Here is a 13369-nt window from a genome sequence, read left to right as displayed (position 1 = left end):
CGAGGACGATGTGGGCCATGCCGGGCGTACGTGGCGACTTTGCACGTCACTGCAACCACAAACCTTTCTTGCATCCTCGTGTTTAAAACCCGAACGCCGCCTTCATCAAGTGGAACACCTTGGTGTTTTCCATCGTCCCCTTGAACACCTGCGAACCCGCTCCGGTGGCGAACAACTTCACATCGCCCCCGCCATGCGATTCGCCGGCCATCCTGACCCCCGTCTCCTGATGGTAGTCGTCACCGAGCGCCACGGCGCTATCGACGTCGGCGCGCACGTCCGGCCGGTTAGGCCCGTTCCCGAACACCAGCGTGGTGTAGGTCTTGCCATCGGCATCCTTGGCCGGCAAGCCGTCGCTATAATTGCGCACGATGTCGAGCACGGGGTTACCCCGCTTGGCGTAGCCATTCATGACGATGGTGTGATCATGGTCGGCCGTGACGACGATCAGCGTGTTCTTCAAGCCAGGGTCGAGCACCCGCATGCGTTCCAGCGCGGCTTGAATGGCGTCGTCGAACGCAATCGTATCGACCAGCGCCCGTTTGGCGTTCGAGTCATGCAGGGCATGGTCGATCTTGCCGCCTTCGACCATCAGGAAAAAGCCATCCGGATCGGGCGCGAGCAAGTCGATCGCTTTCACCGTCATCTGCGACAACGACGGCTGCGATGGCCGGCGCTCGATCTCGTAATCGAGATGGCCCACATCGCTGTAAATGCCGACGAACTTGCGCCCCGGCTGCGCGGCGGCCATCTCGTCCTTGTTGGCGGCAACGGTGTAGCCTCTGGCCGCAAACTGCGCCATCAGGTCGCGCCCGTCCGCGCGGCCGTTGGGATTGCGCGTGGCGTCAAACGGCGTGAAGTGATTGCGCCCTCCTCCCATCAGCACGTCAACCCCATCCTGCAAGGCGGGGTTGTAGCCCGCGCCGCCGGGCACGATCTGCAGCGCGATGCTGTAGGACGCGTTGCGCTGGCAAATGTGCGCAAAGGTTGACGCGGGCGTGGCGTGCGTCAGCTCGGTGGTCGTGATCGACCCGACCGCCTTGCCGTGTGCCTTGGCCAGCTCCAGGATCGTGGTGGCGGCTTGCCCGTTGCCGGCGCCGCAGTCGTCGATGCCGGCGTTGCCATTGGCGTCTTTGCGGGCCGCGATCGGCTTGGCGTGCGCCATCGAGATGACGTCGTTATTGATTTTGATGCCCGTCATGTAGGCGCCCATTGACGGCGCGCTGTCGGTCGTCTGCGCGTCGTTCGAATAGGTCTTGATGCGGGCGCTGCGCTCGAGCCGCTCCATGTTGAGAAAACCCTCCTCCTTGTACTTGAAGATGCGCGCGGCGGTGATGGTAGTCGGACCCATGCCGTCGCCGAGGAAAAAGAGGATGTTTTTTGCCGCGGGTGCGGCGCAGGCGCCGGTGCTGCACAAGGCAGCGAGCAGCAGTGCGGGGAGTCGACGTGGCGTCATGGCGAATTCTCGGAAAAAGGGGAGCACGGCTTACCAGCCGCCGGCAGCTTTGATCAGCTCAAAGACACGCGTGTTGTCGATCGCGCCGTGGAAGGCGTCGGCGCCGGCGCCGATCGCACCGAGAAAAACATCGCTGCCGCCGTGGGTTTCGTCACCGGCAGCCGTGCGCACCACGGCTTGCTGGTGGTAGTCGTCGGCCGTCACGATGGCATCGGTCAGCAGCGGCGCCGCAGCGCGCTTGCCCTGGACCCGGCTTTCGCCCGTGCCAAAGCCGATGATGGTGAACGGCGCCCCATCCACATCCACGCGCACCTTGCCGTTGTCGACCCGGCGCACCAGCCCCAGCACGCCAGGTTCGGTCGGCGTGGTCTTGCCGGTGCGGCGCGCGTAACCGTTTAGCAGCAGCGTATGGTCATGGTCGGCGGTGACGACGATCAGCGTATTTTTCAGGCCCGGATCGATGGCCTGCATTTGCGCGATGGTGGCTTTGAGCGTGTTGTCGAACGAGACCACTTCCTGCAGCGCGCGCTTGGCGTGCGTGTCGTGCAGCGCCAGGTCGATCAGGCCGCCCTCGACCACGAGAAAAAACCCATTCGGCTTTTTCGACAGCACGCTGATCGCCTTGCTCGCCATTGCGGCCAGGCCCGGATCGCGCGCCGGGTTGCGCACGGCGTCGTAGCTGAGGTTTTCAGGCGCGAACAGGCCGACCAGGGGAGCGCCCGAGGCGGCGTCGACGGCGTTCAGTTGCGCGCTGTCGGCCACGCTGCGATAGCCCCTGGTGCGCAGTTCGGCCAGCAGGTCGCGGCCGTCGGCCCGCTTGCCGCCTTGGGCTAGCGGCAGGAAGGCGTCGGTTCCGCCGCCGAGCAGGACGTCAAGGCCGCCAAGCGCGCTGTTGTAACCGGCCCCGCCTGGCACCAGCGCGCTGGCAATGTCGGCTTCCTTGCTGCGGTGGCACGCATGGGCATACACCGCCGCCGGCGTGGCATCGGTCACGCTGGTGGTGGTCACGACGCCAACGGCCATGCCGCGCCGCCTGGCCAGTTCGGCCAGCGAGGGCGCGGCGCGCCCGCCGGTGCAGCCCTCGCGCGCGGGCGTGTCGGTGCTCATCGAGATGGCGCCGTTGTTGGACTTTATGCCGGTCATGTAGGCCGACATGGAGGCGGCGCTGTCGGTGGTTTGCGCGTCATTGGAAAACGTCTTGACGAAGGCCGATTCAGGCAAGGTGTCGAGCGTCAGGTCGCCGTCTTCGCCCACGGCGTAGATGCGCGCGGCGGTCAGCGTGTTGATGCCCATGCCGTCGCCGAGGAAAAAGAGGATGTTCTTGGGGTGGCTGGATACGGCCTGCGGCGGCTGGACCGACACGCAGCCGGCCAGGGCGGCCAGCAGTGCGGCGCCGACGATGGAAAAACGCATGGAAAACTCTCGTGCTTGGGGAGAAACGGGAAGTCTACACTGCGGGGAGGCTTGCGGCGGCAAAAAATGGGATGGCGTTCCGGGCGGCGCATGGCGAAAAAGGGGGCCGCCACTACCCTTGGAACTCCCACTTCTTCCACGCACTTAACACCGAGTTGGGATACTGCGGCTTGCCCCGGCTGCCGTTATACCGCCCCAGGGCCAGGTACAAATTGCCGCCTTCCATGTCGATATACATGCGCAAAATCGCGCACCCATAGCGCAGGTTGGTCTGCATGTGAAACAGCTTGCTGCGGTCGCTGTCACCGACCACCCCGGTCCAGAACGGCATCACCTGCATGTAGCCGCGCGCGCCCACCATCGACACCGCGTACTTGCGATACGCCGACTCGACCTGGATCAGCCCCAGCACCAGGCCCGGATCGAGACCGGCACGGCTTGACTCATACCACGCCGCCTCGAGAAACTCGAGACGCACCTGGTCGTCGGGCAGCTTGCGCTTGAGGCGTTCGGACATCTGCCCCAGCCACAGCTGGTAGCGCGCCTTTGCCGCCTCATCGCGAAAAGTTGGCTTGGGCGGGCGGGCATCGCGGATGGCGTTGGCCAGCGCCAGCCGGAGCGAGTCGGCAATCGCCTCTTCCTTCTGGTTGCCGGCCAGCGCCGCCCCCGGCCAGCACAGCGCAGCCAGCAGCAAGGCCGGCGCCGTCATGCGGGCAATATACGCGCCCCTGCTCACAAGCGCAGTTTGCCCTGGATGAACGCGACCATGTCCGCCACCGGTACCGCCGTGGCCTCGGTGTCGCGCCGTCCCTGGTATTCAAGATTGCCTTCCTTCAGGCCTCGCTCGCCAATCACGACCCGGTGCGGCACGCCGATCAGTTCCCAGTCGGCGAACATGGCGCCCGGGCGCAAGCCGCGGTCGTCGACGATCACGTCCACGCCCGCTGCCTGCAGGGCTGCGTACAAGGCTTCCACTTCGGTCTTGACCATCTCGCTGCGGTCCATGCCCATCGGGCACAGCACCACTTCAAAAGGTGCGATCGCGGCCGGCCAGATGATGCCCTTGTCGTCGAAGTTCTGTTCGATCGCCGCGCCCAAAATGCGCGTCACGCCAATCCCGTAGCAACCCATTTGCAGCGGTGCGGGCTTGCCGTTTTCGTCAAGAAAAGTCGCCTTCATGCTTTCCGAGTAGGACGTCCCGAGCTGGAACACGTGGCCCACTTCGATGCCCCGTTCAATCGCCAGCACGCCCTTGCCGTCCGGCGAAGCGTCGCCTTCGATCACGTTGCGCAGGTCGGCCACGACTGGTTCGGGTATGTCGCGGCCCCAGTTGGCGCCCGTGTAATGAAAGCCTTCTTCGTTGGCGCCGCAGACAAAGTCGGCCATGTTGGCAACCGTGCGGTCGGCAACGATGGTGACGGGCGTCCTGGTGCTGATCGGCCCCAGGTAGCCGGGAATGGAACCGTAGCACGCGAGGATTTCCGCTTCGGTGGCGAAACGGTGGTTCGCCAGGCCAGGCACTTTGCCGACCTTGACTTCGTTCAGTTCATGGTCGCCGCGGATGAGCAGCATCCAGTTTTCCAGGACGGGCTTGCCGGCTACTTCCTTCTCGACCGTCAGCGCGATGGTCTTGACCGTTTGGCTCAGCGGCAGCTTGAGAAAGTCGGCAACCGACTCGCACTTGGTGGCGCCGGGCGTGGCGGTTTTGGTCAGCGCGTTGCCGGCCGGGGCGCGCACGGCGGCCAGCGGCATCGCTTCGGCCGCTTCCATGTTGGCCGCGTAGTCGGACGTCGGGCAGTAGACGATGGCGTCTTCGCCGGTGCTGGCGATGACGTGGAATTCATGCGAGCCGGAGCCGCCGATGGCGCCGTTGTCGGCCGCCACCGCGCGAAACTTCAGGCCGAAGCGGTTGAAAATGGCGGTATAGGCGTCGAACATGACCTTGTACGACGCTTTCAAGCCTTCTTCGTTGCGGTCGAACGAGTAAGCGTCCTTCATGGTGAATTCGCGTCCGCGCATCAGGCCAAAGCGCGGCCGGCGCTCGTCGCGGAACTTGGTCTGGATATGGTAAAAATTGAGCGGCAGCTGGCGGTACGACTTGATCTCGGAGCGCACCACGTCGGTGATGACTTCTTCGGACGTGGGCTGGATCGCATATTCACGGCCGTGGCGGTCTTTCACGCGCATCAGTTCCGGGCCCATTTTTTCCCAGCGGCCGGTCTCTTGCCACAACTCGGCAGGCTGCACCAGCGGCATCAGCAATTCGATACCGTTCGCCTTGTTCATTTCGTCGCGGATGATCGCTTCGACCTTGCGGATGACGCGCAAGCCGGTCGGCATATACGTATAGATGCCCGAACCGAGGCGCTTGATCATGCCGGCACGCATCATCAGCTGATGGCTGACGATTTCGGCGTCGGAAGGCGCTTCTTTTAAAGTTGAAATAAAAAAACGTGAGGCGCGCATATCGGTGAATTCTTTTTAAAAAGAGAGGGTTATAATCAACCTAATTTTAAAGGATTAGCTGGCTGATGCGTCCAATCTTTATACAAATGGGCCCGTTTCACGTGTTTCCCGCCGTTTTCGTACCCCGAAAACCTGGTGGGGAACAGAATTTGTGGGTAAATATGTAAGAAGGCGCACTCCCGGCAGAAAGTTTCGAGGTGCACTATGCTCGACCGTGAAGGGTTTCGGCCCAACGTCGGCATCATCCTGCTTAACGCCAATAACGAGGTGTGGTGGGGCAAGCGGGTGCGCGAGCACTCGTGGCAATTCCCGCAAGGGGGCATTAAATACGGTGAAACGCCTGAGCAGGCGATGTATCGCGAACTCGAGGAGGAAATTGGATTACGTCAGGAGCACGTCAAGATTGTAGGCCGCACCCGGGATTGGCTGCGCTATGAAGTACCTGATCATTTTATCAAGCGTGAGATTCGCGGGCATTATCGTGGCCAAAAGCAGATCTGGTTTTTGCTGCGCATGTGCGCGCGCGACAACGACGTCAATCTGCGCCTGACCGACCATCCGGAGTTTGACGCCTGGCGCTGGCATGATTACTGGGTGCCGCTGGACGTGGTCATCGAGTTCAAGCGGGATGTGTACCAGCGCGCGCTGCAGGAATTGTCGCGCTTTTTGACGTGGCCGGCCAGTGGCGGGCATACGCAGGAACGGCGCCATACGGCGCGCTACCTGCGCCAGCCGCACGCGCCGCGCAGCAGCCAGGCGCCGGTGGTGCTGGCCGAGGACAGCGGTTGCGAGCAGGAGCCGCAGCAGCTGGTGCTGGTGCCGACCAAAGAGTAATCAAGCAATTGTAGGGGCTCCGTGCCCCGCGGAAAAAGGCGAAGCCTGCATTGTTCCATGAGTCCCCGGCGGCTCGTGGCGGAATGCAGGCTTCGCCTTTTTCCGCCCTACGTTCGACACCGGGGAACAATCCGCCCATGCTCGCACCACTTCCCGCCACGTGCGTTCTGCGAAGAAGTCATGTAGGGCGGATAAGGGCACAGCCCGCAATCCGCCTTGAGTCGTCGGCGGCTCATGGCGGATTGCAGGCTTCGCCTTTATCCGCCCTACGTTCGACACCGGGGAACAATCTGCCCATGCTCGCACCATGTCCCGCCACGTGCGTTCTGCGAAGAAGTCATGTAGGGCGGATAAGGGCACAGCCCGCAATCCGCCATGAGTCGTCGGCGGCCCGTGGCGGAATGCAGGCTTCGCCTTTTTCCGCCCTACGTTCGACACCGGGGAACAATCCGCCCATGCTCGCTGCAAAGAAGTTCATGTAGGGCGGATAAGGGCGCAGCCCGCAATCGGCCATGAGTCGTCGGCAGCTTCGACACACGGGTACAATACGCCCATGTTCACACCCTCATCCCACGACGTGCGGCGCTTCTTCTGCGAAGCGTTCCGCAAACAGCGCTCGGGCGACATCCTGACCCCGATGGACGCCATCGCGGCCGACTGGATCGTCCAGCACCCCGAATACGCCGACGCCCTGACCGATATCGACGCCGCCATCGCGCGCGACTATTCCGTCGACGGCGGCCAGGCCAATCCCTTTCTGCACCTGTCGATGCACCTGTCGATCGCCGAGCAGGTCTCGATCGACCAGCCGCCCGGCATCCGCGCCGCGTGCACCGCCCTCACCGCCCGCCTGGGCGAACACGACGCCCACCACCAGATCATGGAATGCCTGGGCGAGATGATCTGGAAGTCGCAGCGCGACGGCGCCCCTCCCGACGCCGCAGCCTACGTCGACTGTGTGCGCAAGCGGGCCGGTTAGCACTGCGCGCGCCACATGCAAAAATCCTTCCGGGCCGGCTGGTTCAGCCGGCGGGAAGGATTCAGGGGCAGCGCGAGGAAGATAAACTTAACGCTCGATCATTAACGCTTGAGCATTAACGCTCGATCATTAACGCTCGATCATTAACGCTCGATCATTAACGCTTGAACATCAACGCTTGATCACGAGCTCCGACGGCAAGCTTTGCAGATAGGCGGCGATGTTGGCCATGTCGGCATTCGACAAGGGCTTGACCTGGCCCATCATGATCGCGTTGTTGCGCCCGTTAGGACCATCGCCACGCTTGTAAGCCCTGAGCGCGTGCTCGATGTACTCGGCATGTTGACCGGCAAGCTTGGGATAGCTCGGGTCGATCGGCTTGTTGAAATCGGCGCCATGACAGGCCGCGCAATTGAGTTCCTTGACTTTTTCCTGGCCCTTGGCGACGTTGCCGCCAGCAAAGGCGCTCATCGACACGGCGCCGCAGAACAGGGCGATCATCAGTTTTTTCATGGCTCTGTCCTTATTTCTTTTGCTGGGAGTAGTACGCAGCAGCGTCGGCGATTTCCTGGTCGGACATCGACGCGGCAACGCCGTGCATCGTCGGGTGCTTGCGGTCGCCTTTTTTGTAGGCGTTCAGCGCGTTTTCGATGTACTTGGCAGACTGACCGCCCAGCATCGGTACCGGATAAACTTCAGGGAAAGTTGCTTTGTAACCGGGAATGCCGTGGCAGCCGATACATTGTTCAACTTTAGCGGCCTTGGCGTTACCAACCGTATCCGCAGCCGCGGAGAAGTTGGCGACACCGGCGAGCACGAGAAGTGCGAAGAATTTTTTCATGGTGGCGATGGTAAGAGGTAGTCGGTACCGTACGTGCAAAATTGATACTTCTTGCACTATCAGCCTGCGAGTTTAACTGAATTAGCAAACCTCGTCCATCAATGCAGCCTGCGCAGCAACATCAAGCGAGCCGGGATCGCTTACTTTAACAACGGCGTAACGCGCGTCTTGAGGATGTTGTACTGGGCGTCGACCATTGGCCCATTGGGATCGTGGCCGGTCAGCGGCAGCAAGAAAAACGCTTTCTTCGGCGCCTTGATGGCGTCAAAGTAGCGCTTTGCCACCCCCGGCGTGGTAGTCAGGTCTTGCTCGCCGACGATCATGAACACCGGCATCCGGAACTCGGCACCCAGCTTGTACAGGTCGAGGGTGGCATGCATGCCGTCGCCCTTCATGCCCACATACTGGATCCACGAATAATCTTCGCCGCTTTCGTACTCGGCCTGCATTTTTTCAGATGCATAGGCCGGCGCAAGGCTCCACCAGGCCTTGGGCGCGGGCGTGGTCGTCTTCGCTTCGTATCCGCGCGAAATTTTCCTGAACTGGCCCGGGCTGCGCGGAGCGAGCCATGGCGGCGCGCCCAACGCTTCAAGTGCGGCGATGGTCGCAGCGTCGTTGGCGGCGCGGGCAAGGGCCATCAATTTGCGATAGCTGTCGGCTTCGTTCTCGCGCCCGTTCACCAGTTGCCCGGTGCTGAGGTAGGCGCCGAACAGCTCGGGCCGCGACTTGGCCATATGCACCGACAGTGCCGAACCCCACGATCCTCCCATCAAGATCAATTTCTTGGCCTTCAGGTGGCGGGCGACAAAGGCAGCCACTTCGGTGCCGTCGTTGGCCAGGCCGGCGATGCTCAGCGTTCCCTCTGCGGTGGCAGGATTGCGGGTGAAAGTGCGCCCCGCGCCGCGCTGGTCCCATTGCACGATGGTGAAGTCCTTTTCCCAAGCCACGTAAGGCAGCGCGCCGAACACCGTGTTCGGATTGCCCGGCCCGCCGTGCACCATCAGGATCACGGGATTGGTGCAGTCGGCACCCTTGATCGTCACCCATTGTTCGATACCGCCGATCTTGACGTAGCCTTCTTCATTGATCTGCTGGCCGGCCTTGCAGGGAAGCGGCGCGTCGGCAATGCTCTGGACAGACTGCGACGATGCCTGGAGGGGCGCTGCGGCAATCAGGGATGCAAACAACACGGTGGCGCGTATATTCATGAGGGGGATCGATGGCAGTGGGTTGATCAAGGGGTGCTACGGATGGACCATTGAACATGGTACGGCCCGCTAAGCAATCGAGCAAGGTTAATACTCTAACATTAAAGCTCGAAGTGCCCACAAAACGAGATGCCGCTTTTCCGTCCACGCGATGTCATTAGTGTGCGCACTCGGGTTCAGGGCGCCGGCGAGCCTGCACTTCCCGTTCTGCCGTATACTCCGATTAACTTCACTTTGACCATACACGCCCATGCAAGCACCGCACAACAAGGCTCACCGTTTCCAGGGTTCGGACAGCTACGTCGCCACAGCCGACCTGAAACTGGCGGTCAACGCCGCCCTCACGCTCCAGCGTCCGCTGCTGATCAAGGGCGAGCCGGGCACCGGCAAGACCATGCTGGCCGAAGAAGTGGCGCAGGCGCTCGACATGCCGCTGATGCAGTGGCATATCAAGTCCACCACCAAGGCCCAGCAAGGCCTGTACGAATATGACGCCGTCTCGCGCCTGCGCGACTCGCAGCTTGGCGACGAGCGCGTTCGCGACATCAACAATTACATCGTCAAGGGCGTGCTGTGGCAAGCCTTTACGGCGCCGGAACCGGTGGTGCTCCTGATTGACGAAATCGACAAGGCCGACATCGAGTTCCCCAACGACCTGCTGCGCGAACTTGACCGCATGGAGTTCTACGTCTACGAGACGCGCGAGATGGTCGTCGCCACCCACCGTCCGCTGGTGATCATCACCTCCAACAACGAGAAGGAACTGCCCGACGCCTTCCTGCGCCGCTGCTTTTTCCACTACATCAAATTCCCGGACAAGGATACGATGGAGCAGATCGTCAAGGTCCACTTCCCGACCCTCAAGCAGGAACTGCTGGCCACCGCATTGCAAAGCTTTTACGAAGTGCGCGACGTGCCTGGCCTGAAGAAAAAACCGTCCACTTCCGAGTTTCTCGACTGGTTAAAACTGCTGCTGGCCGAAGACATCCCGGCCGAAGCGCTGCGCAGCAAGGACGCCAAGGCCATCGTGCCGCCGCTGCACGGGGCGCTCCTCAAGAACGAGCAGGACGTGCACCTGTTCGAACGCCTGATCGCCATGCAACGGGCGAACCGCTGATGATCCAGGTCGCACCATTGCGGCTCGAGTTCAACGGCGTGCGCCTCGAACCGCTCTCGATGGCGCACGCCGACGGCCTGCGCGCGGCCGCCGGCGACGGCGAGTTGTGGAAGCTGCGCACCACGTCGGTGCCCGAGCCGCAGGACGTTGAGCACGACATCGCCAGCGCGCTGGCCACGCCGAACCGGCTCGCTTTCGCGGTGCTCGACGTCGCCAGCGGGGCCGTCATGGGCACCACCAGCTACCACGACATCGTGCCTGAAGTGGACCGCGTGGAAATTGGCTGGACCTGGTACGCCAAGAGCCGCCAGCGCAGCCATGTCAACACCAGCTGCAAGCTGCTGCTGCTCTCGCACGCCTTCGACACGCTCGGCTGCGCCGTGGTGGGACTGCGCACCGACAACTTCAATTTCCACTCGCAGGCCGCCATCGAGCGCCTGGGCGCCAAAAAAGACGGCGTGCTGCGCCACCACCACCTGCGCCGCGAAGGCACCGTGCGCGACACGGTCATGTATAGCATCCTGCGCGGCGAGTGGCCGGAAATCAAAGCACACCTGCATTACAAGCTGCAGTACACGCTGCAAAGGAACTAACGTGCTGATTGATTTTTTCTTTTCGCTCAAGGACGCCAAGATCCCGGTCACGATCAAGGAGTTCCTGACCCTGCTCGAAGCGATGCAGCAGGAAGTGATCGCGCCATCGATGGACGACTTTTACTATCTGTCGCGCCTCACGCTGGTCAAGGACGAAGCCCACTTCGACAAGTTCGACCGCGCCTTTGCCCAGTACTTCAAGGGCATCAACGCGGCGTTCGAAACGGGCACCGGCATTCCAATGGACTGGCTGATCAAGCGCATGGAGCGCGAGCTGTCGGCCGAACAAAAAGCCCAGCTCGAAAAATTCGGCTACGACAAGCTGATGGAGCGCCTGAACGAACTGCTCAAGGAGCAGAAGGAACGCCACGAAGGCGGCAGCAAGTGGATCGGTACCGGCGGCACTTCGCCGTTCGGCAATGGCGGCACCAACCCGGAAGGCATCCGCATCGGCGGCGCCGGCGGCAACCGGACCGCCGTCAAGGTGTGGGAGCAGCGCGCCTACAAGGATTACGACGCCGACCGCGAACTGGGCACGCGCAACATCAAGGTCGCGCTGCGGCGCCTGCGCAAATTCGCGCGCCAGGGCGCCGAGGACGAATTCGCGCTCGACGCCACCATCCGCGCCACCGCCAGCAACGCCGGCTACCTCGACATCAAGATGCAGCCCGAGCGCAAGAACAAGATCAAGGTGCTGATGCTGCTCGACGTAGGCGGTTCGATGGACGACCATATCGAGCGCACCGAAGAGCTGTTCTCGGCGGCCAAGACGGAATTCAAGAACATGGAGTTTTTCTACTTCCATAACTGCGTCTACGACTACCTCTGGAAGAACAACCGGCGCCGCACGGCCGAGCGCTTTCCGACCTGGGACATCTTGCGCAAGTACCCGGCCGACACCAAGCTCATTTTCGTCGGCGACGCGACCATGAGTCCTTATGAAGTGCTGGCCCCCGGCGGCTCGGTCGAATACAACAACGAGGAAGCCGGCGCCGAATGGCTGGCCCGCTTTTGCCACGCCTTCCCCAAATTCACCTGGCTCAATCCTGAGCCGGAAGGCGTCTGGCAGTATCGCCAGTCGATCTCCGTGATCAGGCAAATCATGAACAACCGGATGTTTTCGCTTACCATCGATGGGCTGGAACGCGCCATGCGCCTGCTGAGTAAATAAGGACTTTCCTCGGGATTCCCGCCATGTGGAATCGTGCGCGGGAGATCGGGTTGTAGAATCGGGCACGCAATGCCGCGTGCGATCTACCCGATCTACCACCGAGGACCTCATGCCCGATTTGCTGACGATTCTGACCGACCTGTCGTGGCCCGTGGCGATCTGCATCGCCTGGATCGCGGGAGAAATCGGCCAGCGCCTGACAAGCCTGCCGCGCATCAGTTTTTACGGCGTCACCGGCTTTGCGCTGGCGGCCCCGCAGATTGGCGTGCTGCCGCCCTCCGGCGCGGGGCCGATATTGTTTTTGGCGGACGTGGCCTTTGGCCTGATCCTGTTCGAGCTCGGTTACCGCATCAACCTGCGCTGGCTGCGCACCAACCCCTGGCTGGGAGCCGCTTCCCTGGCCGAAGCGCTGGCCACTTTTGTCGCTATCTACCTGGTCGCCAGCGCCTTCGACACCTCGTCGATGACGGCGCTGATGCTCGCCTCGCTGGGCATGTCGACCTCGCCCGCCACCGTCGTGCGCGTCATTAACGAAAGCCGCAGTTCGGGCCAGGTGACCGAACGGGTGCTGCACCTGTCGGCGCTCAACTGCGTGATGGCGGTGTTCACCTTCAACGTCATTGTCGGATTCTGGATTTTCAAGAGCTCGGCCGACATTGGCGATGCCACCTTGAGCAGTCTGGTTGCGCTGCTGCTGTCGGGCGCCATCGGCGCCGCGTTCGGCGTGGCCGTGCCGGCGTTGCTGCGCGCCCTGGGCAATCTGTCCGAGGACGCCACGGTGGGCTTTGCGCTGGCCGTGATCTTGCTGGTGTCAGTGTGCTACGCGGCGCAGCTCTCGCCGGTGGTGTCCACGCTCGCGTTCGGGCTGACGGCGCGCCACAGGCGGGTGGCGTTTGGCCAGGCGCAGCGCAATTTTGGACCGTTGGGCGAACTGCTCACGGTGCTGCTGTTCGTGTTCGCCGCCTCCACGCTGGACTGGCGCACCGTGGCCGACGGCATAACGCTGGCGCTGGCGCTGGTACTGGTGCGGGTGCTGACCAAGACCGCCGGCGTGACGGCGTTTTCGCACCTGTCGGGCATTTCGTGGCGCAAGGGTGCGCTGACCGGGATAGGGCTGGCGCCGGTGTCGGTATTTGTGATCCTGCTGCTCGAGCACACACGCTTGCGCGGCGTGAACCTGGCCGAGGAATTGCGCGCCATGGCCGGCGTGACCTTGCTGCTTGAAGTGTTCGGCCCGATCCTGATCCAGCGCGCGCTGGTGTGGGCCAAAGAAACGCCGGTGAAGAGCTGA

General features: G+C 62.4%; 13 protein-coding genes. 6 read left to right on the top strand and 7 right to left on the bottom strand.

Going from position 1 to position 13369, the window contains the following annotated elements; genetic code table 11:
- Positions 1-82: 82 nt before the first annotated feature.
- From ACP7BV_RS12780 to ACP7BV_RS12765, 4 genes are all read right to left on the bottom strand, one after another.
- A complete protein-coding gene (locus tag ACP7BV_RS12780) occupies positions 83-1456 on the bottom strand; it encodes an alkaline phosphatase (protein WP_426104216.1) in 1374 nt (457 codons plus the stop codon).
- Positions 1457-1486: 30 nt separating this feature from the next.
- Positions 1487-2869, bottom strand: coding sequence for an alkaline phosphatase (locus tag ACP7BV_RS12775; RefSeq protein ID WP_426104214.1), 1383 nt, complete (start codon positions 2867-2869; stop codon positions 1487-1489).
- 112 nt (positions 2870-2981) lie between these two features.
- Positions 2982-3578, bottom strand: coding sequence for a lytic transglycosylase domain-containing protein (locus ACP7BV_RS12770; RefSeq protein ID WP_426104308.1), 597 nt, complete (start codon positions 3576-3578; stop codon positions 2982-2984).
- A 23-nt stretch (positions 3579-3601) separates the two neighbouring features.
- Positions 3602-5335 carry a proline--tRNA ligase gene (locus ACP7BV_RS12765; protein WP_426104213.1) on the bottom strand — a complete coding sequence of 578 codons (1734 nt, stop codon included), beginning with the start codon at positions 5333-5335 and terminating at the stop codon, positions 3602-3604.
- A 204-nt stretch (positions 5336-5539) separates the two neighbouring features.
- Here ACP7BV_RS12765 and ACP7BV_RS12760 point away from each other — a divergent pair, with 204 nt between their 5' ends.
- Together ACP7BV_RS12760 and ACP7BV_RS12755 are read left to right on the top strand one after the other, a co-directional pair.
- Positions 5540-6169, top strand: coding sequence for an RNA pyrophosphohydrolase (locus tag ACP7BV_RS12760; protein ID WP_426104211.1), 630 nt, complete (start codon positions 5540-5542; stop codon positions 6167-6169).
- Between the two features lie 553 nt (positions 6170-6722).
- Positions 6723-7148, top strand: a complete 426-nt coding sequence (locus ACP7BV_RS12755; protein WP_426104210.1) for a DUF1841 family protein — start codon at positions 6723-6725, stop codon at positions 7146-7148.
- A 171-nt stretch (positions 7149-7319) separates the two neighbouring features.
- On the opposite strand, the gene ACP7BV_RS12750 is transcribed toward ACP7BV_RS12755, so the two are convergent.
- The 3 genes from ACP7BV_RS12750 to ACP7BV_RS12740 form a co-directional block, all read right to left on the bottom strand.
- Positions 7320-7661 carry a c-type cytochrome gene (locus ACP7BV_RS12750; protein ID WP_426104208.1) on the bottom strand — a complete coding sequence of 114 codons (342 nt, stop codon included), beginning with the start codon at positions 7659-7661 and terminating at the stop codon, positions 7320-7322.
- Positions 7662-7671: 10 nt separating this feature from the next.
- The gene (locus ACP7BV_RS12745) at positions 7672-7989 is read right to left on the bottom strand and encodes a c-type cytochrome (protein ID WP_426104206.1); all 318 of its coding nucleotides are present in this window, start codon (positions 7987-7989) and stop codon (positions 7672-7674) included.
- A 140-nt stretch (positions 7990-8129) separates the two neighbouring features.
- Positions 8130-9197: an alpha/beta hydrolase gene (locus ACP7BV_RS12740; RefSeq protein WP_426104204.1), complete on the bottom strand. Its 1068-nt coding sequence runs from the start codon at positions 9195-9197 to the stop codon at positions 8130-8132.
- 250 nt (positions 9198-9447) lie between these two features.
- On the opposite strand from ACP7BV_RS12740, the gene ACP7BV_RS12735 reads away from it, so the two are divergent.
- The 4 genes from ACP7BV_RS12735 to ACP7BV_RS12720 all read left to right on the top strand — a co-directional run bounded on the left by ACP7BV_RS12735 (position 9448) and on the right by ACP7BV_RS12720 (position 13369).
- Positions 9448-10314: an AAA family ATPase gene (locus ACP7BV_RS12735; protein ID WP_426104202.1), complete on the top strand. Its 867-nt coding sequence runs from the start codon at positions 9448-9450 to the stop codon at positions 10312-10314.
- On the top strand, positions 10314-10907 hold the full coding sequence (locus tag ACP7BV_RS12730) for a GNAT family N-acetyltransferase (RefSeq protein ID WP_426104200.1): 594 nt from the start codon (positions 10314-10316) through the stop codon (positions 10905-10907). The genes ACP7BV_RS12735 and ACP7BV_RS12730 overlap by 1 nt, the downstream gene beginning before the upstream one ends.
- Before the next feature lies 1 nt (position 10908).
- On the top strand, positions 10909-12078 hold the full coding sequence (locus ACP7BV_RS12725) for a vWA domain-containing protein (protein WP_426104198.1): 1170 nt from the start codon (positions 10909-10911) through the stop codon (positions 12076-12078).
- 109 nt (positions 12079-12187) lie between these two features.
- Complete coding sequence (locus ACP7BV_RS12720) at positions 12188-13369, top strand: cation:proton antiporter (RefSeq protein WP_426104197.1); 1182 nt, start codon at positions 12188-12190, stop codon at positions 13367-13369.

Origin of the sequence: Massilia sp. TSP1-1-2 (assembly GCF_049896185.1) — a bacterium.
Classification (GTDB): domain Bacteria; phylum Pseudomonadota; class Gammaproteobacteria; order Burkholderiales; family Burkholderiaceae_D; genus Telluria_A.
The sequence above is the reverse complement of the archived record's forward strand: the minus strand, read 5'-3'. Positions and strand labels throughout refer to the sequence as shown.